19 protein-coding genes are annotated in these 17888 nt (G+C 72.5%); 6 read left to right on the top strand and 13 right to left on the bottom strand.

Annotated features, from left to right (window positions below):
• Positions 1-94 precede the first annotated feature (94 nt).
• On the bottom strand, positions 95-952 hold the full coding sequence (locus AB0M11_RS32435) for an NAD(P)-dependent oxidoreductase (protein ID WP_365711701.1): 858 nt from the start codon (positions 950-952) through the stop codon (positions 95-97).
• Between the two features lie 122 nt (positions 953-1074).
• On the opposite strand from AB0M11_RS32435, the gene AB0M11_RS32430 reads away from it, so the two are divergent.
• Positions 1075-1923, top strand: coding sequence for a helix-turn-helix transcriptional regulator (locus AB0M11_RS32430; protein WP_365711700.1), 849 nt, complete (start codon positions 1075-1077; stop codon positions 1921-1923).
• A 29-nt stretch (positions 1924-1952) separates the two neighbouring features.
• Here the strand turns inward: AB0M11_RS32430 and era are convergent, their stop codons facing one another.
• Positions 1953-2921: a GTPase Era gene (era, locus tag AB0M11_RS32425; RefSeq protein ID WP_365711699.1), complete on the bottom strand. Its 969-nt coding sequence runs from the start codon at positions 2919-2921 to the stop codon at positions 1953-1955.
• 143 nt (positions 2922-3064) lie between these two features.
• On the opposite strand from era, the gene AB0M11_RS32420 reads away from it, so the two are divergent.
• On the top strand, positions 3065-4375 hold the full coding sequence (locus tag AB0M11_RS32420; protein ID WP_365711698.1) for an ammonium transporter: 1311 nt from the start codon (positions 3065-3067) through the stop codon (positions 4373-4375).
• A complete protein-coding gene (locus AB0M11_RS32415; protein ID WP_365711697.1) occupies positions 4372-4710 on the top strand; it encodes a P-II family nitrogen regulator in 339 nt (112 codons plus the stop codon). The genes AB0M11_RS32420 and AB0M11_RS32415 overlap by 4 nt, the downstream gene beginning before the upstream one ends.
• Here AB0M11_RS32415 and AB0M11_RS32410 read toward each other — a convergent pair.
• The 5 genes from AB0M11_RS32410 to AB0M11_RS32390 form a co-directional block, all read right to left on the bottom strand.
• The gene (locus AB0M11_RS32410) at positions 4604-5668 is read right to left on the bottom strand and encodes a DUF916 domain-containing protein (RefSeq protein WP_365711696.1); all 1065 of its coding nucleotides are present in this window, start codon (positions 5666-5668) and stop codon (positions 4604-4606) included. The genes AB0M11_RS32415 and AB0M11_RS32410 overlap by 107 nt on opposite strands.
• Before the next feature lie 91 nt (positions 5669-5759).
• Positions 5760-7094: a beta-xylosidase gene (locus AB0M11_RS32405; RefSeq protein WP_365711695.1), complete on the bottom strand. Its 1335-nt coding sequence runs from the start codon at positions 7092-7094 to the stop codon at positions 5760-5762.
• Positions 7095-7249: 155 nt separating this feature from the next.
• A complete protein-coding gene (locus AB0M11_RS32400; RefSeq protein ID WP_365711694.1) occupies positions 7250-7717 on the bottom strand; it encodes a hypothetical protein in 468 nt (155 codons plus the stop codon).
• Between the two features lie 485 nt (positions 7718-8202).
• On the bottom strand, positions 8203-8553 hold the full coding sequence (locus AB0M11_RS32395) for a cytidine deaminase (protein ID WP_365711693.1): 351 nt from the start codon (positions 8551-8553) through the stop codon (positions 8203-8205).
• Between the two features lie 66 nt (positions 8554-8619).
• A complete protein-coding gene (locus AB0M11_RS32390; protein ID WP_365711692.1) occupies positions 8620-9639 on the bottom strand; it encodes a S66 peptidase family protein in 1020 nt (339 codons plus the stop codon).
• Between the two features lie 136 nt (positions 9640-9775).
• On the opposite strand from AB0M11_RS32390, the gene AB0M11_RS32385 reads away from it, so the two are divergent.
• Positions 9776-10192, top strand: a complete 417-nt coding sequence (locus tag AB0M11_RS32385) for a hypothetical protein (RefSeq protein ID WP_365711691.1) — start codon at positions 9776-9778, stop codon at positions 10190-10192.
• A gap of 6 nt (positions 10193-10198) precedes the next feature.
• On the opposite strand, the gene AB0M11_RS32380 is transcribed toward AB0M11_RS32385, so the two are convergent.
• The 4 genes from AB0M11_RS32380 to AB0M11_RS32365 are packed head-to-tail and all read right to left on the bottom strand — an operon-like array spanning position 10199 to position 13461.
• Positions 10199-10558 carry an MmcQ/YjbR family DNA-binding protein gene (locus AB0M11_RS32380; RefSeq protein WP_365711690.1) on the bottom strand — a complete coding sequence of 120 codons (360 nt, stop codon included), beginning with the start codon at positions 10556-10558 and terminating at the stop codon, positions 10199-10201.
• A complete protein-coding gene (locus AB0M11_RS32375) occupies positions 10555-11862 on the bottom strand; it encodes a hemolysin family protein (protein ID WP_365711689.1) in 1308 nt (435 codons plus the stop codon). The genes AB0M11_RS32380 and AB0M11_RS32375 overlap by 4 nt, the downstream gene beginning before the upstream one ends.
• A 19-nt stretch (positions 11863-11881) precedes the next feature.
• Positions 11882-12379 (bottom strand): rRNA maturation RNase YbeY, encoded by a 498-nt coding sequence (ybeY, locus tag AB0M11_RS32370; RefSeq protein WP_132886709.1) that lies wholly within the window; start codon positions 12377-12379, stop codon positions 11882-11884.
• A 14-nt stretch (positions 12380-12393) separates the two neighbouring features.
• Positions 12394-13461: a PhoH family protein gene (locus tag AB0M11_RS32365; protein ID WP_365711688.1), complete on the bottom strand. Its 1068-nt coding sequence runs from the start codon at positions 13459-13461 to the stop codon at positions 12394-12396.
• A 251-nt stretch (positions 13462-13712) separates the two neighbouring features.
• Here AB0M11_RS32365 and AB0M11_RS32360 point away from each other — a divergent pair, with 251 nt between their 5' ends.
• The gene (locus AB0M11_RS32360) at positions 13713-14402 is read left to right on the top strand and encodes an FAD binding domain-containing protein (RefSeq protein ID WP_365711687.1); all 690 of its coding nucleotides are present in this window, start codon (positions 13713-13715) and stop codon (positions 14400-14402) included.
• A 308-nt stretch (positions 14403-14710) separates the two neighbouring features.
• Here AB0M11_RS32360 and AB0M11_RS32355 read toward each other — a convergent pair whose 3' ends face one another.
• Positions 14711-15886 carry a PfkB family carbohydrate kinase gene (locus AB0M11_RS32355; RefSeq protein WP_365711686.1) on the bottom strand — a complete coding sequence of 392 codons (1176 nt, stop codon included), beginning with the start codon at positions 15884-15886 and terminating at the stop codon, positions 14711-14713.
• Between the two features lie 102 nt (positions 15887-15988).
• Complete coding sequence (locus tag AB0M11_RS32350; protein ID WP_365711685.1) at positions 15989-16939, bottom strand: 5-dehydro-4-deoxyglucarate dehydratase; 951 nt, start codon at positions 16937-16939, stop codon at positions 15989-15991.
• Between the two features lie 101 nt (positions 16940-17040).
• On the opposite strand from AB0M11_RS32350, the gene AB0M11_RS32345 reads away from it, so the two are divergent.
• Positions 17041-17817 carry an IclR family transcriptional regulator gene (locus AB0M11_RS32345; protein ID WP_365711684.1) on the top strand — a complete coding sequence of 259 codons (777 nt, stop codon included), beginning with the start codon at positions 17041-17043 and terminating at the stop codon, positions 17815-17817.
• The last annotated feature ends 71 nt before the right edge of the window (positions 17818-17888 follow it).

Raw genomic sequence — 17888 nt, 5'->3', positions numbered from 1 at the left:
TCCGGCGAGGCCGAGAACCCGGGGCGCGATCAGAGGCGACGGCACCGCGGGCGGCCGGCGGCGCGGCCCTGCCGACGGCGTGCTCGGCCCGGTCCTACAGCGCCCCGGCGTCCCGGGCCGTCCAGACGCTCGGGTAGATGGGCCGGAAGCCGAGATCGCGGCGGATCCTCTGGTTGGACATGATCCCGAACCACGGGTCGGGGTCGGTCCGGGTGTACGCGTCCGCGGGCATCTCGACGCCGTTGAGCCGGTGCAGTTCCACGGTCGTGACGGGGGCGTCGTCGGCGATGTTGTAGAGCGGGCCGTGCACCGCCGGGGCGTACAGCAGGCGCAGCAGCCCCTGGCCGACGTCCGCGTGGTGGGCCATCTGGAGCCGCTGGGCGGGGGCCCAGTGCGCGGCCCAGGCCATGACGTTGACGAGGTGCGGGTCGCCTTCGCCGTAGACGAAGGGCAGCCGCCCGATGCGCACCTCCATGCCGCCGCCGAGTGCGAGCAGCTCCCGCTCGGCGGCGATCTTGGACTCGGGATAGGCGCCCCACATCTCGCCGCCGGGCCGGCTCTCGTCCTCCTCGGTGAGCGGGCGGCCGCGTCCGGTGCCGTACACGTTTCCGGTGCTGACCTGTACGAACCGCCGCACGCCTGCCGAGACCGCGGCCTTCCCCAGGGCCACCGCCGCGTCCCGGTTGACCGCCCAGGCCTCCTCGTCCGGCACCCCGCGGAAGGCGGCGGCGACGTTCACCACGGCGTCCGCCCCGGCGACGGCCTTGCCGAGCGCCTCCTCGTCGCGCAGGTCGCCGACGACGACCTCGGCACCCAGCGCGGCGAACCGTTCGCCCCGGGCGGCGTCCCGCACCAGCACCCGCACCCGTTCCCCGGGCCGGGTCTGTGCCAGGAGCCGCGGCACGAAGCGCCGCCCGACCTGCCCGGTGGTACCGGTGACAAGAGTGATCATGACCTTCTCCTTCGCTTCGGTCCCACCACCCTCGCCGCGCGCCGGGCCGACCGGCAGAGACCTCCCGATCAGGGGACCGGCACTCCCTGGATAAGCCGGACGCCCCGGGCCACCCTGGAGAGGTGAACCGCCTCGAACTCGCCGACTTCCTGCGCCACGCCCGCACCCGCCTGGACCCCTCCGACGTGGGCCTGCCCCCCGGCGCCCGGCGCCGCACCCCGGGGCTGCGGCGCGAGGAGGTGGCGTCGCTGGCCGGCATGTCCGCCGACTACTACACGCGCCTCGAACAGTCCCGGGGCCCGCGCCCGTCCCGCCAGATGCTGACGGCACTGGCCCGCGGGCTGCGCCTGACGGCGGACGAACGGGACCACCTGTTCCACCTGGCCGGCGAGGAACCCCCGCGCCGGGAGGCGACCAGCACCCACGTCGGCCCGGGGCTGCTGCTGGTCCTGGACCGGCTGGACGACACCCCGGCGCTGGTGACGACCGACTGCGGCGAGGTCCTCGCCCAGAACGCGCTGTCGCGGGCGCTGAGCGGCGACCTGCTGGCCCGGCCGCCACGGGAGCGCAACCTGGTCCGCCGCTTCTTCCTGGACCCGGCGGCCCAGCGGCTCTGCCCACCCGAGGACCGCCCGCTGCGGGCCCGCGAACACGTGGCGAACCTGCGCGCGGTGGCCGCGGCCCGCCCCGCCGACCCGGTCCCCACCGCCCTCGTCGCCGAACTCATGGCCGGCAGCGAGGAGTTCGCGACGCTCTGGGCCGAACACGAGGTGGCGGTACGCCGCGCGGCCACCAAGCGCTTCCTGCACCCCGCGGTCGGCCTGCTGGAACTGGACTGCGAAGTCCTCGTCAACACCAGCACCCACCAGCAGCTCGTCATCCACACGGCCCGCCCGGGCACGGAGTCGTACGAACGCCTGCAACTGCTGCGCGTGGTGGGCCTGCAGGACATGACCCCGAGCCGCTCCTGACCGCCCGGGGCACCCGCGCCGCGGCGGTCCTAGAAACCCAGCCGGCGCAGCTGCTTCGGGTCCCGCTGCCAGTCCTTCGCCACCTTCACGTGCAGGTCCAGGAAGACCGGTGTGCCCAGCAGTGCCTCGATCTGCCTGCGGCTCTTGATGCCGACCTCCTTCAGGCGCCTGCCCTTGGGGCCGATGATGATGCCCTTCTGGCTGGGGCGCTCGATGAACAGGTTGGCGTGGATGTCGAGGAGCGGCTTGTCGGCGGGGCGGTCCTCGCGCGGGAGCATCTCCTCGACGACGACGGCGATGGAGTGCGGCAGCTCGTCGCGGACGCCTTCGAGGGCCGCCTCGCGGATCAGCTCGGCGATCATGACCTGCTCGGGCTCGTCGGTGAGGTCGCCCTCGGGGTAGAGCGCCGGGCCCTCCGGGAGGAGCGGCACCAGCAGGTCGGCCAGCAGGCTCACCTGCTTGTCGCCGACCGCCGACACCGGGACGATCTCGGCCCACTCGAAGCCCAGCTCCTTGCCGAGCTGGTCGATCGCGATCAGCTGCTCGGCGAGGGTCTTGGAGTCGACGAGGTCGGTCTTGGTGACGACGGCGACCTTCGGGGTCTTGCGGATCCCGGCGAGCTCCTTGGCGATGAAGCGGTCACCGGGACCGATCTTCTCGTTCGCCGGGAGGCAGAAGCCGATCACGTCCACCTCGGCCCAGGTGGTGCGGACCACGTCGTTGAGCCGCTCGCCGAGCAGGGTGCGCGGCTTGTGCAGGCCGGGGGTGTCGACCAGGATCAGCTGGGCGTCCTCCCGGTGCACGATCCCGCGCACCGTGTGCCGCGTCGTCTGCGGCTGGTTCGCGGTGATCGCCACCTTCTGCCCGACCAGAGCGTTCGTGAGGGTGGACTTGCCCGCGTTGGGGCGCCCGACGAAACAGGCGAAGCCCGCCCGGTGGACGGCCTCCGACGGTTCCGACGGCTCGGTTGACTGGCTGCGAACGCTCATGGCCCCCATTCTCCCTGATCCACGAGGCCCCGCCGCACCGTGAGATTTCGGTAACCCCGACGCAACGAAACGTCACGGAAACACGGCCGTACGCAACCGGAAACCGGGACCGGTGACCCTCTGACGAGCCCCGACCCCTGTGGGAGACGCCCGTGTTCCTCTCCGCCGCGCACACCGACACCGGTGACACCGCCTGGCTGCTCGCCGCCACCGCCCTGGTCCTGCTGATGACCCCGGGGCTGGCCCTGTTCTACGGCGGCATGGTCCGCACGAAGAGCGTCCTCAACATGCTGATGATGAGCTTCGTGTCGATCGCCCTGGTGACCGTGGTGTGGCTGGCGGGCGGATACACGCTCGCCTTCGGCGACGACCTCGGCGCCGGGCTCCTCGGCGACCTCGCCCACGCGGGCATGCGCGGCCTCGGCCCGGACAGCGTCCAGGGCACCGTCCCCACCCTGCTCTTCGCCACCTTCCAGCTCACCTTCGCGATCGTCACGGCCGCGCTGATCAGCGGCGCGATCGCGGACCGGGCGAAGTTCGGCGCGTGGCTGGTCTTCGTCCCCGTCTGGGCGCTGCTCGTATACGTTCCGGTCGCGCACTGGGTGTGGGGCCCCGGTGGCTGGATCGGGCACCGCCTCGGCGCCCTGGACTTCGCCGGCGGTCTGCCCGTCGAGATCACCTCCGGCGCCTCCGGCCTCGCCCTGTGCCTGGTCCTCGGCCCGCGGCTCGGCTTCAAGAAGGACGCGATGCGGCCGCACAACCTGCCGATGGTGATCCTGGGCGCCGGTCTGCTCTGGTTCGGCTGGTTCGGCTTCAACGCGGGCTCGGCGATGCGGGCCGACGGCCTGGCCGCCGCCGTCTTCCTGAACACCCTGGCCGCCGGCTGCACCGGCCTGCTCGGCTGGCTCTTCGTCGAGCAGCGGCGCGACGGCCACCCGACCACCCTGGGCGCGGCCTCCGGCGCCGTCGCCGGCCTGGTCGCCATCACCCCGTCCTGCGGCTCGGTCTCCCTGCTCGGCGCGCTGGTCGTCGGTCTCGCCGCGGGCGTGGTCTGCTCGTACGCCGTCAGCTGGAAGTTCAAGCTGGACTACGACGACTCCCTGGACGTCGTCGGCGTCCACCTGGTCGGCGGAGTCATCGGCACCCTGCTGATCGGCCTGTTCGCCGAGAAAGCCATGACGTCGGACGCCGAGGGGCTCCTCTACGGCGGCGGGCTCGCCCAGCTGGGCCGGCAGGCGGTGGCGGTGGCGGCCGTGGCGGCGTACGCCTTCGGCGTGACGTACGGCATCGGCAAGCTGCTCGACACGGTGCTGGGCTTCCGGGCGGCCGAGGACCAGGAGCACACCGGCCTCGACCTCACGGTGCACGCCGAGACCGCTTACGATCACGGGGTCCTGGGCCACGGCGCCCCGGTCGCCCACTCCGTCCTGCCCACCGCCCAGAAGGTCGAGAGCCAGCCATGAAGCTCATCACCGCGATCGTCAAGCCCTACCGCCTCGACGCGGTGAAGACCGCGCTCCAGGAGCTCGGCGTGCACGGCCTGACCGTGACCGAGGCCAGCGGCTACGGCAGGCAGCACGGCCACACCGAGGTCTACCGGGGCGCCGAGTACCGCGTCGACCTGGTCCCCAAGGTCCGCATCGAGGTGGTCGTCGAGGACGCCGACGCCGAGCCGGCGATCGAGGCGGTCGTCAAGGCCGCGCAGACGGGGAAGATCGGGGACGGGAAGGTGTGGGCAGTGCCGGTGGAGACGGTGGTACGGGTGCGGACGGGCGAGCGCGGCCCCGACGCCCTCTGAACCACCCGGCGGGCGGCCGCCCGCCCCCGCGGCGCCTGCGGGCGAACAGCGCGCCGCCGGCCGCTCCGGCGGCGAACGCGACCGCCACCACCAGCCACGGCAGCGCGAGGAACGACGCGCTCGCCGACTCCCGGGTGCCGGTCGCGCTGGCCGTCACCGTCACGTCGCCCCAGTCGAGCTGGGGCGCGTCCCGCCAGCGCGCGGTGAGCCTGACCCGCTCTCCCGGCAGCAGCTCGGTGGGGACCCCGGTGAGGGTGCGGCTGAGCAGCGTCCGCCCGAACAGACCCTCGGCGCGCAGCCGCACCTTCGGGTCCAGGGTCACGTTGCCGGTGTTGTGCAGGGTGTAGGTGATCGTCGCCGTGCTGTCGCCGAGGCCGGGCACGAGCGGCTGGTGATGGGCGAGGTGCACGTGCTCGACGGCGAGGGCCGGCAGCGTCGGCCCGCTCACCCGCAGGTAGACACGGGCGCCGACGGCCCGCTGCACGCCGAGCGCCAGGGCACCGGCCCCCGGGTCGACCTTCTCGTCCAGCGCGACGATCGCCCCCGGATGGTCACCGGGCTCGGCGCCCTTCGGCACCCGCAGGGTGAACGGGACCGTGATCGTCCGGTGCGGGGGCACGGTGACCCGCGCCCTGCCGAGCTTCGCCCAGGCCCCCACCCCGCGCATCCGCTCCCGCACCGTCCGGACGGCGAAGCCGCCGTCCCGCGCGGTGTTGTAGGCGTCGGCCGCGTACAGCCGGAAGGTCAGCGGCCTGCCGGTCTTGTTGGCGACGGCCACCTTGTCGGTGATCGTCTGCCCGGGGTCGAGGGAGAGGTAGAAGTAGGGCCGCGCCGCGATCTTCGAGGCGACCGGATAGACGGACCAGCTTCCGTTGTCGGCGGCGCGCGCGGGAGACGCCGTGCACAGGACGCCGAGGATCAGGCTCAGGAGGAGGACATACGGCTTGGCGCGACGCATGGGTGCGGACCCCCGGTCGGAAGCGGGTCGGGGGCGACCGGGTCTCCCGGTGTGCGAAAGCCCGGTCGCCACGGTGGAGTCGCCCTTCGGCTCAGGTGAGCGTCAGGGTCAGGACGCCGGAGTACGACCCCGGCGGGGTGAACGCCGGTACGTCCAGGGAGAGTCCGGCGTCGACCGTGAACTCGCCGCCGGTGAGCGTTCCGTCCGGCGTCGAGGCGAGGGTCGCCCCGGAGCTGCCGACGGTGCCCGCCGAACCGGCCGCACAGGTGCTGGGGCTGCCCGCCTTGGTGGCACAGTTCGGCGTCCAGCTCAGCTTCCCGGCGTCGATCTTGGCGCCGGGACCGGTGAAGTCGGTGACCTTGCCGGTGAGCGACCAGCCGGCCGGACCGCCGCGGAAGTCCTTGACGGTGACGGTCTGCAGGTTGCCCGTGGACGCCCCGCCCTGCCCGAAGTCGACCGCCGACAGCGCGACGGAGTCCCCGGCCTGGGACATGGACAGCGTCCCCGCCTTGACCGTGGTCGTCAGCTTCTGGCTGCCGGGCGGCACGGGCGTGGTGTCGTTGACGGTGTAGGCGGCGGGTCCGGCCCCCAGGCCGTCGCTCCACGCGCTCCCCTCGTACGCCACGATCCCGGTCGTCGTCTTGTCGTTGACGACGACGGGCGCGCTGAAGGAACCGTCGGAGCCCGCGGTCGCCGTGGCGGTGTCGGCGGTCTGGCTGCCGCCGGACCGCCCGGCCAGCGTCACGGTGGCCCCCGGCGTGAAGTTCTTGCCGGTGACGGTCACGCTGTCACCGGGGTTGCCGGAGGCCTTGTCCAGGCTGATGGCACGGTTGTTGACCGGGGTGGTCGAGGTCGCCGTGACGGTCTGCGACACCGGGGCGGGCGGATTGGTGACCGTGCAGGGGGTGTCCAGCTCCAGGATGTAGCTGGTGTGGATGTTGTAGTCACCGGGCGAGAGGGTGATGGCGCCCGGCGAGGTCACGGTGAACGTCCCCGTCATGGAGAACGACGGGAAGGTCCCGTAGCCCGGCACCGGATCGTTCTTCTTCGGCCCGGTCACCGTCACGTCACCCGTCTGCGCACCGCCCAGGGTCACCTTCCCGGTCGGCGTCATGATGTCGGCCGGCAGGGCGAGGGCGGTGGGGTTGTTCGCGGCGGGCGTGACCACGGTGTAGGTCACCGTGACCGTGTCGCCGACCTTGGGAGTGGTGTTGTCCACCGAGACGTTGGCGGTGGTGGTGCCGTCGATCGGCGGCAGGCCCGCGACGGCGGGCGGGATGCAGTGCGTGGCGAAGTCGACGTTCGTCCCGGCGGCGCCGGCCGGACAGGCCAGCGCGCCACCCGCCGTGACCGCGAGCGCGGTCGCCCCGAACAGTGAGATCCAGCGCCACCGTCGAGATCTTCGTGATCGTGGGGGTGAACCCATGTGTGCCCCCCTCCTGAGGGTTGCGGGCGCAGCGGCTCGTCTGCGCCGACAGGGGGCCATTGATGGGGAGGCCGCGTGAGAAGTCAATGGAGATGCCGCAGAAATCTGACGGTTCATCAGCTTCTGCGGCATCCGGAACGAACCCGTCGGCCGGCTCAGAAGACGAACGGGCCCGGGGACTGGGCGGAGCTGGACGTACAGGTGACGGTGATGCCGAAGATGACCATCTTCAGCGAGCCCTTGTAGAAGTCCAGGCTGTCACCGGAGGCCACGGTGCCCGGGAGCGGGCCGACGGTGACCGGGGAGCCGGCGGCCATGGCCGGGTTCACGGTGCCGCTGAAGACCCGGTTGGCGCCGGTCGAGTTGGCCATGGTCAGCGTGGAGGAGATGGAGTTCGCCGACAGCGCGAGCGGGGTGGTGATCGCGCTGGAGGTGAGCGTGAGGGTGGCGCTCGTGCCGCTCTGGGTCGCGGTGAGGGTGGCGGTGCCGCCGCCGAAGATGCCGCAGCTGGCGGTGACGGTGGCGGTGGTCGGGGTGACGGCGGCGGCCGAGGGGGCGAAGGCCAGCGCCGTGACGGCGAGGGTCCCCGCCGCGAGTGCCGCACCGGTGGCTATGCGTTTCATGGGATCGGTTCCCTTCCCGTTGCCTGGGATGCCATGTGGGACGGTGACCCCGGTCCGGGTGGGTGCGGACACACCGCGGGGCCGAATCTGACGGTCCGTCGGAACTTACGGTCCCCATTGATGCGCGAGCGCCACCGACCTACAAGGTTGAAATCTGGCCGACTACGGCGAGGGGGCGGCCGAGAGGGGCGGTTGCGGCGTGGGGGCGGCTGCGGCGCCGTGGGGGTTGCTCGCGCAGTTCCCCGCGCCCCTGTGCGTCGGACCAGCGCCGTCGTTCGGAAAGGGGGCCCGTGCTCCGTGGGGGGGGACCGGCACCGGCGCCCCGAAGGGGCGCGGGGAACTGCGCGAGCGGCCACGACGGCGCCGCACCCGCCCCCACGCCCCGGCCACCCCGGTCAACCAACCCCGCCCCTCCCCCGACGGAGTCAGACAAGACCTCGCTTCTCGGCGGAGCGAGTCGGGTGGGCGGGTGGGCAGACAGACAGTCAGGCGAAGACAGTCAGCCGGACCTCGCCGTCCGGCCCCGCCAGCAGTACCGGTGTCCCCGGCCCCCCAAGATCCCGCACCGCCGCGAGATCCTCGGCTCCCACCGCCTCCGACCCCGACACCACCGCCGCCGCCTCCAGCGACTCCGCTCCCGACGCCACCGCCATCGCCACCGCCGTCCGCAGCGCGCTCAACCGCAGCGAGGGCAGCTCCACCGTCCCCGCCACGTACGTCCGGCCCGTCGAGTCCCGTACGGCCGCCCCCTCGGGCACCTGGTTGCGGGCCCGCGCCGAGCGGGCCAGGGTGACGATCTTGCGGTCCTCGGCATCAAGCGCGTTGCTGTCGGTCATGCCCCGAGCATACGAACAGCCCTGACCGGCACCCGCTCCTCCCCCTCCTCCTCCCCCCGGACGGAGTCAGTCGAGAGTCTGGACGATCTGACTCCGTCCGGCCGTGTGCACCACCCGCCCTCTCGCGCCGTTCACCAACGGCAGATACGGCGGCACATGTCCGCACTCCACATCGGCGACGACCGGCACCCCCAGCGGTCCGAGCGCGTCGAGCACGGCCTCGTGCTGGGTGAGGGTGGGGCTGCCTGGCGCCCGGGTCCGGCCGACCAGCACTGCGGCCGCCCGGTCGAAGAACCCCGCGAGCCGCATGCCGTGCAACTGACGGCAGATGCTGAACGCGTTGTCCTCACAGGCCTCGACGTACACCAGCAGCGGCTCGCCCTCAGCGAAGCTGTCCGTGTCCAGATATGGCGTCCCGGCGAGGTTGGCGATGGCCTCGATGCACCCGCCGACCAGCCGCCCCGCCACGTCCACGTCCCCGGCCCCGTCGAGCCGGGTCCAGGCGCCCTCGGTGTCCAGCGTGAGGTCCCGGACACCGGGGTCCCCGATCCAGTCGTCCCGGCCCGTCGCCCGGTACCGCCCCGGCGGGGACTGGGTGAACGGCCGACCTTGCGGCGCGGCCACGACGTCCAGCCAGGACAGGAGCCCCTCCGACGGCCGGTAGGGCGTCTCCATGAGGGAGTTGCCGTGTACGGTCGCGATCTCGGTACGCAGAGTCAGCGGGGTGATGAGCGTCGACATGTCCGAGTAGCCGACGACCCAGGTCGGCTCGGCTCGCCCGATGGCCTCGAAGTCGAGCAGGGGTAGCAGGTCGATGCCGGTCTCACCACCCCACGGGGGTACCACTGCCCGGATCGACGCGTCGGTCAGCATCCCGGTGAGTTCGGCGGCGCGCTCGGCGGCCGGTGCGCTGACATGCGTGGCACCGTCCATGCACCGCCCGACCACCACCTCGTACCCGGCCGCCTCGACCGTACGGACGGCCACGTCGAGCCGCGCGCGAAGCGGCTCGGGCACACCGCTGGATGGGGAGGTCACACCGACACGGTCACCGGGACACAAGGGACGTGGATACCTGATGGTCATGCCAGAGATCCGACCGCGCGCCGCCCACCGCGGGCAACCGGATTAGCGGCCGTGCCGGGCCTGCAATGTGGGTACGGTCGGAATGCCGTGCAGCTCGCGGACACCGAACCGATGACCAGGAAGGCAGGGTCCCGTCTTGAGGCACCTTCCCGCGGACCAGCAGTACCGGATCATGCAGCTCATATGGGGACGGGAGAAGGCGGAGCCGCAGGCCGCGGTCGGCGCGGACGACTACGTGCGCCGGGTCCTGGAGAGCGGTGAGCTCAGCGGCGACCTGCGCAGACCCAACGAGAACGCGCCGCGCGACCCGACCTACGTCCGCATCTACCGCACAGCCCGGCCGCTGCCGGCCGTCGCTTATGTGATGCCCGGCCCCGGCACGGTCGAGATCCGTCTCGACCACGAGGACGCCGGTGATCTCCGCGGCGAGAAGTGCGTCCGCCTGCTCGACGTCAAGCACGACAACAAGGTGGCCGTCACGGTTTCCGGCACGGCCTCGGTTCTGATCGCGGTGGAACTCACTGCCCGTGCCGTGCGGAAACTCAACGGCTGATCGCCGTCACGGCCGGTCCAGACGCAGTCGCTGCGCCCTCGGCAGGCCCGCGACGACGAGGTCGTAGGAGTCCTCGATCAGCTCCCTCACCAGCCGCTCGGGAAGGGCGCCGTCCACGGTCACGGTGTTCCAGTGCCGCTTGTTCATGTGGTAGCCGGGCGCGATCAGCCCCTCGTGCTCGCCGCGGAGCCGGATCGCGTCCTCGGGGTCGCACTTGAGGTTGACCTTGAGGGGCTCGGCGTCGATCCAGCTGAGCGCGAACATCCTGCCCAGCACCTTGAAGACCGAGATGTCCGGGCTGAAGGGGAAGACCTCCTCGGCCGCATTGAAGGAGAGGCAGAAGGCGCGGAGCTGGTCCGGGGTCACTCGGGGTCGTCCTCCGACGCGTCGGGCACGGGTACCGGCACCGGCTCCACCAGCACCGTCACGATCTTGTTGCGGCGGCCCGCGGCGGACTCGGCGGTCAGCGCCAGCCTGCGCCCGTCGGGGAGTTCGACCTGGGCGGAGGCACCGGCGATCGGCACCCGGCCGAGCGCCTTGGCCAGCAGGCCGCCGACGGTCTCCACGTCCTCGTCGTCGTACTCCTCGAGCCCGTACAGCTCGCCGAGGTCGGTGATGTCGAGGCGGGCGGTGACCCGGTAGCGGTCGTCGCCGAGGTCGGTGACGGGCGGGAGCTCACGGTCGTACTCGTCGGTGATCTCGCCGACGATCTCCTCCAGGATGTCCTCGATGGTGACGATCCCGGCCGTGCCGCCGTACTCGTCGATGACGACGGCGACGTGGTTGCGTTCCTTCTGCATCTCGCGCAGCAGGTCGCCGGCGTTCTTGGTGTCGGGCACGAAGAACGCGGGCCGCATCGCGGTGGAGACCAGGTCGGACTCGGCGTCCCGGCTGATGTGCGTCTTGCGGACCAGGTCCTTGAGATACACGATCCCGACGATGTCGTCCTCGCTCTCCCCGGTGACGGGTATCCGGGAGAAACCGGACCTGAGGGCGAGGGTCAGGGCCTGGCGGATCGTCTTGTACCGCTCGATGACGACGAGGTCGGTGCGCGGGACCATGACCTCGCGCACCAGCGTGTCGCCCAGCTCGAAGACCGAGTGCACCATCCGGCGCTCCTCGTCCTCGATCAGCGACTCCTGCTCGGCGAGGTCGACCAGGGCCCGCAGCTCGGCCTCGGAGGCGAACGGGCCGCGGCGGAAGCCCTTGCCGGGGGTGAGGGCGTTGCCGATGAGGATGAGGAGATACGGGATCGGGCCCATGATCCTCGCCAGCGGCAGCAGCACGTACGCGGCGGCCGTCGCGGTGTTCAGCGGGTGCTGGCGGCCGATGGTGCGCGGGGAGACGCCGACGGCCACGTACGACACGAGCACCATCACGCCGATCGCGGCGAGCAGCGCCTGCCAGGTGCTGGGGATCTCCTTCAGGCACGCGTAGGTGACCAGGGCGGCGGCGGCCATCTCGCAGGCGACGCGGACCAGCAGCGCCACGTTGAGGTAGCGGGTGGGGTCGGCGGCGAGCTCGGCGAGCCGGGCGCTGCCGCGCCGCCCGGACTTCACCGCCTCCTCGGCCCGGAAGCTGGAGACACGGGCGATGCCCGCCTCGGCGCAGGCGGCCAGCCAGGCGACGACGACCAGCGCGATCGCGCCGAGGACGATCTGCGGACTCATACGAGAACGACCCGCCCGCCTACGAGACCGTCGGCGCCGGGGAGGGCCCGGTCAGGCCCTGCTCCGCCCGCCAGCCGTCCACGATGGCCGCCTGCAGACCGAACATCTCGGCCTTCTCGTCGGGCTCCTCGTGGTCGTAGCCGAGCAGGTGCAGCACTCCATGGACGGTGAGCAGCTGGAGCTCCTCGTCCATGGAGTGCTGGGTCTCGGCCTCGGCGCCCTGCTTGGCGGCGACCTCCGGGCAGAGCACGATGTCGCCGAGCAGCCCCTGCGGCGGCTCGTCGTCGTCCTTCGACGGCGGCCGCAGCTCGTCCATCGGGAAGGACATGACGTCCGTCGGGCCGGGCAGGTCCATCCACTGGATGTGCAGCTGCTCCATGGCGTCGGCGTCCACGACGATCACCGAGAGCTCGGAGAGCGGGTGGATGCGCATCCGCGCGAGGGCGTAGCGGGCGATGTCGAGGATCGCCTGCTCGTCGACCTCGGTTCCGGACTCGTTGTTGACGTCGATCGACATGGCGCTGTGCTTGTCTACTTCCCCTTGTGCGCGGACTTCGAGCGGCCGCCCTTGTGGGTGCCGTTCTCCGTGCCGTGCGTGCTGTCGTACTGCTCGTACGCGTCGACGATACGGCCCACCAGCTTGTGCCGGACGACATCGTGGGACGACAGCCGGGAGAAGTGCACGTCCTCCACGCCTTCGAGGATCTCCTGCACCTGCCGCAGACCGCTCTTGGTGCCGTTCGGCAGGTCGACCTGCGTCACGTCACCGGTGATCACGATCTTCGACTCGAAGCCGAGCCGGGTGAGGAACATCTTCATCTGCTCGGGCGAGGTGTTCTGGGCCTCGTCGAGAATGATGAAGGCGTCGTTGAGGGTGCGGCCGCGCATGTACGCGAGCGGTGCCACCTCGATCGTCCCGGCCGCCATCAGGCGCGGGATCGAGTCCGGGTCGAGCATGTCGTGCAGCGCGTCGTACAGCGGGCGCAGGTAGGGGTCGATCTTCTCGTACAGCGTGCCCGGCAGGAAGCCGAGCCGCTCGCCCGCCTCGACCGCCGGCCGGGTCAGGATGATGCGGTTGACCTGCTTGGACTGCAGGGCCTGCACCGCCTTCGCCATGGCCAGGTAGGTCTTTCCGGTACCGGCGGGGCCGATGCCGAAGACGATCGTGTGCTTGTCGATCGCGTCGACGTACCGCTTCTGGTTGAGGGTCTTGGGGCGGATGGTGCGGCCGCGCGAGGACAGGATGTTCTGCGTCAGAACCTGGGCCGGGGTCTCCTCCGGGCCCTCCCCGTTCTCGCTCGCCCGCAGCATGGCGATCGAGCGTTCCACTGCGTCCTCCGTCATCGGCTGCCCGGTGCGGAGCACCAGCATCATCTCGTCGAACAGGCGCTGGACGATGGCGACTTCGCGGGCATCGCCGACCGCGCTGATCTCATTGCCCCGGACGTGGATGTCGGCCGCCGGGAAGGCCTTCTCGATCACACGCAGCAGGGAGTCGCCGGATCCCAGCACGGTGACCATGGGGTGCTGGGCGGGAACCTCGAACTGAGCTCGGGCCTGCTGCTGCGCGGGAGTGTGAGCTGTGGGTGTCTGAGTCATGGGCCGGCGCTTAAGGCCTGCGGTTCCTCCTCGTCACGGCCGCGTAGCTGAGGGCGGCCTCGCGGTATCAAGCGTACGACGCGGGGCTGACAACGCCGTAGGCCTTTTCCTCTTCCGAGGCGCCCCCGCTGCCGCCGTGAGCCCTGCATGCGCTCCGGCACGCCGGGGCAGAATCCGTGCCGTCACTGCCACGCGTGGCCGGGGGGCCGCGTCCGCTCCACGCCACCTGTCCGCACAGAAAGCAGGTAGCCGTGCTGCTGCGACTGCCCACGTCGGTGTCCGAGGCCCGGGAGTGCCTGGCCGAGGGGGCCGTACCCGTCGGCGGAGCGACCCTGATATGGGCCGCGTGGCAGCGGGACGGCTTCCCGGAACAGGCGGTGTCCCTGCGGAACGTACCGGAGGCGACGGCGGTGGGGCACGGGGTGCTCGGCGGGGCGGTCCTGCTCCAGCAGCTGGACGACCGGGTTCCGGGGATGCTGCGGCAGGCGGCGCGGGGCGTGGGCACGGGGGCGGTTCGCCGGACGGCGACGGTGGGCGGGAACATCGCCGGGTCGAGTCTGCGGGACCTGCTGCCGGCGGCGATCGCGCTGGACGCGTGGGCCGACGTGCTCACGCCGGACGGGGTTCACCGGGTGGACCTCGCGGAGGTCCGGGCCAAGTCCCCGGTCGTGCTGGCGCTGCGCTGGCGGAAGCCGGTGCGGGGCGCCTACGCGAAGGTCGCGGACCCGGCGGGCGGGGAGGTCCCCACGATCGCCGCCGCGGCGGTGGACCCGGAGGGCGTGCTGAGGGTCGCGGTCCGGGAGGGTTACGAGGTGACCAGCGGAAGCGTGACCGCCGAGGAGGGCGGGGCGGAGGAGCTGTTCGCCGGGGCGCTGGCGGGGGTGTCTCAGGCGGGGAGGTCGCTGGTGCGTCAGCAGGTGGCCAAGGTGCGGGGGGAGTAGGCCGGGGGGAGTGGGCCGGGGCACCGGTTCCTTGTCGGGTGCGGGGCGTTTGGGCCGGGGGGGTGCGGCCCGTCGTCGGCTGCGGGCCGGTGGGGGCTGGCCGCGCAGTTCCCCGCGCCCCTATGGGGCACGTCTTCGTCGCGGAGTTCCCCGCGCCCCCACGGGGCACGTCCTAGCCGCGGGCTGTGCCTCAAGGGCCTGGGAGGTGCCCCCAGGGAGGCGCGGGTGGGCGCTGGGGTCCCCCCGGCCGGGGGCTGGGGGAGGCACCCTGCAAGCGCCGGTAGCGGCCCCGCCCCCGCGGCCCCCCCCTATCCCGCCCGGCCGAAGCCGATCGTCGGTACCGCTCTGCGGAGGGGCCACGGCCTCACCTGGTCCTCCTCCGGCACCAGCCCCTCCAGGAACGCGTACCGCCGCAGCGCCGCCGGCTCCTGCTCCGCCACCGACTGCACCTTCCGCCACCACGCCCCGATCTCCGACCACCCGGGAGCGGACAGGGAGCCGCCGAACTCCTGGACGGACAGCGCCGCCGTGAGGCCCGCGAAGGCGAGACGATCGGCCAGCGGCCAGTCCGCGAGCGTGCCGGTGACGAACCCGGCGACGAAGACGTCCCCCGCCCCGGTCGGGTCGAGGGCCTCCACGGCGATCGCCGGCACCTCCGCGGACTCCCCGGTCCGCCCGTCGACGGCGTACGCCCCCTCCGCCCCGAGGGTGACCACGGCGAGCGGCACGTACGCGGTGAGGGCGTGCGCGGCGGCCCGCGGGCAGTCCGCGCCGGTGTACCGCATGGCCTCCTCCGCGTTGGGCAAGAACGCCTCGCAGTGTTCGAGATCGGCGAGCGCGGCCAGGTCCCACTCCCCCGTGTCGTCCCAGCCGATGTCACCGAAGATCCGGGTTTCCTCGGCGGCCGCGCGGGCGATCCACGGGTTGCGTTTGCCGGGCGTGAGGGAGGCGACGGCGGCGCGCGCACGCGCGGGGTGGCCGGGTGCGTTCTGCTGGCGGAACAGGGTCTCGGCGGGCGGCTCGTGCCCGTGCGACACCATCGTCCGCTCCCCCTCGTACGCCATGGAGACGGTGACCGGCGAGTGCCAGCCGCGCACGGTCCGGGACGGGGAGAGGTCGATGCCCTCGCCCTGGGCGAGCGCGTCCCAGCAGTACTCGCCGTAGTGGTCGTCGCCGAAGGCGGCCGCCAGGGACGTCCGGAGGCCGAGGCGGGCCAGGGCGGTGGCCATGTTGGCGATGCCGCCGGGACTGGAGCCCATGCCCCTGGCCCAGGACTCGGTGCCGCGCACCGGCGCGGAGTCCAGACCGGTGAAGACGATGTCGAGGAAGACGGTGCCGGTGAGGTAGACGTCCCAGGGCGGGTCGTCGGGCGTGCGCAGGGCGGCCAGCGGATCGACCTGCGCGGAACAGTGCGGTGCGGTTACTCCCCTGTCGTCGTCGAGGTACTCCGGTTCCTCTCCGGCGAACGCGTTGGACGCGGTCACGGTGCGCTCCCTGACGTGTGCGGATCCGGCCAGTCTGCACCATGCCAGGGGGTGGGCGGCCGCTCGCGCCCTACGACCGCCCGAACGAGCTTCCCGGGAGGTTCAGGGCGCCGCTTGGACGAGGTCGAGGCCGGCGGTGAGCAGCGCGCCGAGATCGGCCAGGTCGGCGGCGGACGGGTCGGTGAGCGGGGCCCGCACGGGGCCCACCGGCCGGCCGCGCAGCCGGGCCGCGGCCTTCACCAGCGACACCGCGTACCCGGGCACCCGGTCCCGCAGTTCGACGAACGGCACGTAGAAACCGCGCAGCAGCTTGTCGACCGTGCCCTGGTCGCCGCCGCGCAGGGCGGCGAAGAAGGCGTCGGCGATCTCGGGGGCGAAGGCGTGCACGGCGGAGGAGTAGGCGGGGACGCCGACGGCGGCGTAGGCGCGGGCCTGGATCTCGGCGGTGGCGGCGCCGTTGAAGAAGAGGAAGCCGTCGGGGGCGGCGAGGGTGAGCCGCTGCAGCCGGTCGAGGTCGCTGTGTCCGTCCTTGAGTCCGATGACGCCGGGGATCCGGGCGATCCGGGCCAGCGACGCGGCGGTGTACGCGACCTGGCCGCGCTGGTAGACGACGAGCGGCAGGCCGGTCCGGCCCGCGATCGCCTCGACCTGGGCGACCAGTCCGTCCTGCGGGGCGCCGACGAGGTAGTGCGGCAGCACGAGCAGGGCGTCCGCCCCGGCCTCCTCCGCGATGCGCGCGAACCGGACGGCCTGCGCCCAGCCGTACCCGACCCCGGCGACCACGGGCACCCGTCCGCCCGCCTCCTCGACCGCCGCCGTCACCACCTGCCGGTACTCGTCCTCGTCGAGCGAGAAGAACTCCCCGGTACCGCAGGCCGGGAAGAGGGCGCCGGGCCCGGTGGCGAGCTGCCCGGCCAGGTAGGCGCGGAACCCGTCGACGTCGAGGGACCCGTCGGCGTGGAACGAGGTGAGCGGGAACGACAGCACCCCGCCCGCCATGCCGTCCCGCAGCCTGCGCACCACCCGCTCCGGCTCTCCGGCCACCCTGCCCATCTCCTCCTGTAGACGCCATCTACGTATGGAGACCAAGACTAGATATGCGAACACATCCCCGTCAACGGCACGCGTGGCCCCGCCCCCCTTACGATCTGCGCATGTCCGAGACAGCAGGAGTCCGCGAGGTGAAGTCCGCGGCGCGCACCGTGGAGCTGCTGGAGCTGCTCGCCGCCCGCGGCGACCGGCCGGCCCGTCTCCAGGAACTGGCGGACGAGCTCGGCGTCCCGCGCAGCTCCATGTACGCCCTGCTCCAGACGCTGATCACCCGCGGCTGGGTCCGCACCGACACCACCGGCTCCCTCTACGGCATCGGCATCCGCACCCTGCTGACCGGCACCAGCTACCTGGACTCCGACCCGCGCGTCCGCCTCGTGCGCCCCTATCTGGACGAGGCCTCGGAGGCGCTCGGCGAGACGATCCACCTGGCCCGCCTTGACGGCCCGGACGTGGCCTACCTGGCGACCCGGGAGTCCCACGAGTACCTGCGCACCATCAGCAGGGTCGGCCGCAGGCTCCCGGCCCACGCGGGCGCCCTGGGCAAGGCCCTGCTGGCGGAGCGCCCGGACGCCGGCCTGCCCGAGGGCCCCTACCGGGCCCTGACCCCGCACACCCACACCACCCGGGACGCCCTCGCCGCCGACCTCGCCGGGATCCGCGCGCGCGGTTACTCGACCGACCGCGAGGAGAGCGTCCTCGGCATCGCCGGTTTCGGCTTCGCGCTCCGCTACGACGCTCCGCCCCAGGACGCGATCAGCTGCTCGGTACCGGTGGCCCGCCTCACGCCGCGGCACGAGGCCGAGATCGTGGCGGTGATGCGGGAGACCCGCACCCGCATCGAGTCGGCGACAGCGGGCGGCACGGTCAGCTGGCGCTGAGCCGGCGCGACCGCCTCCGTGGCCGGCCGCGGGCCGGTGAGGGGCCGGCCGGGCAGGTGAGGGGCCAGCCG

The sequence above is a fragment of the Streptomyces sp. NPDC051987 genome, assembly GCF_040680735.1.
Lineage (GTDB): Bacteria > Actinomycetota > Actinomycetes > Streptomycetales > Streptomycetaceae > Streptomyces.
The sequence above is the reverse complement of the archived record's forward strand: the minus strand, read 5'-3'. Positions and strand labels throughout refer to the sequence as shown.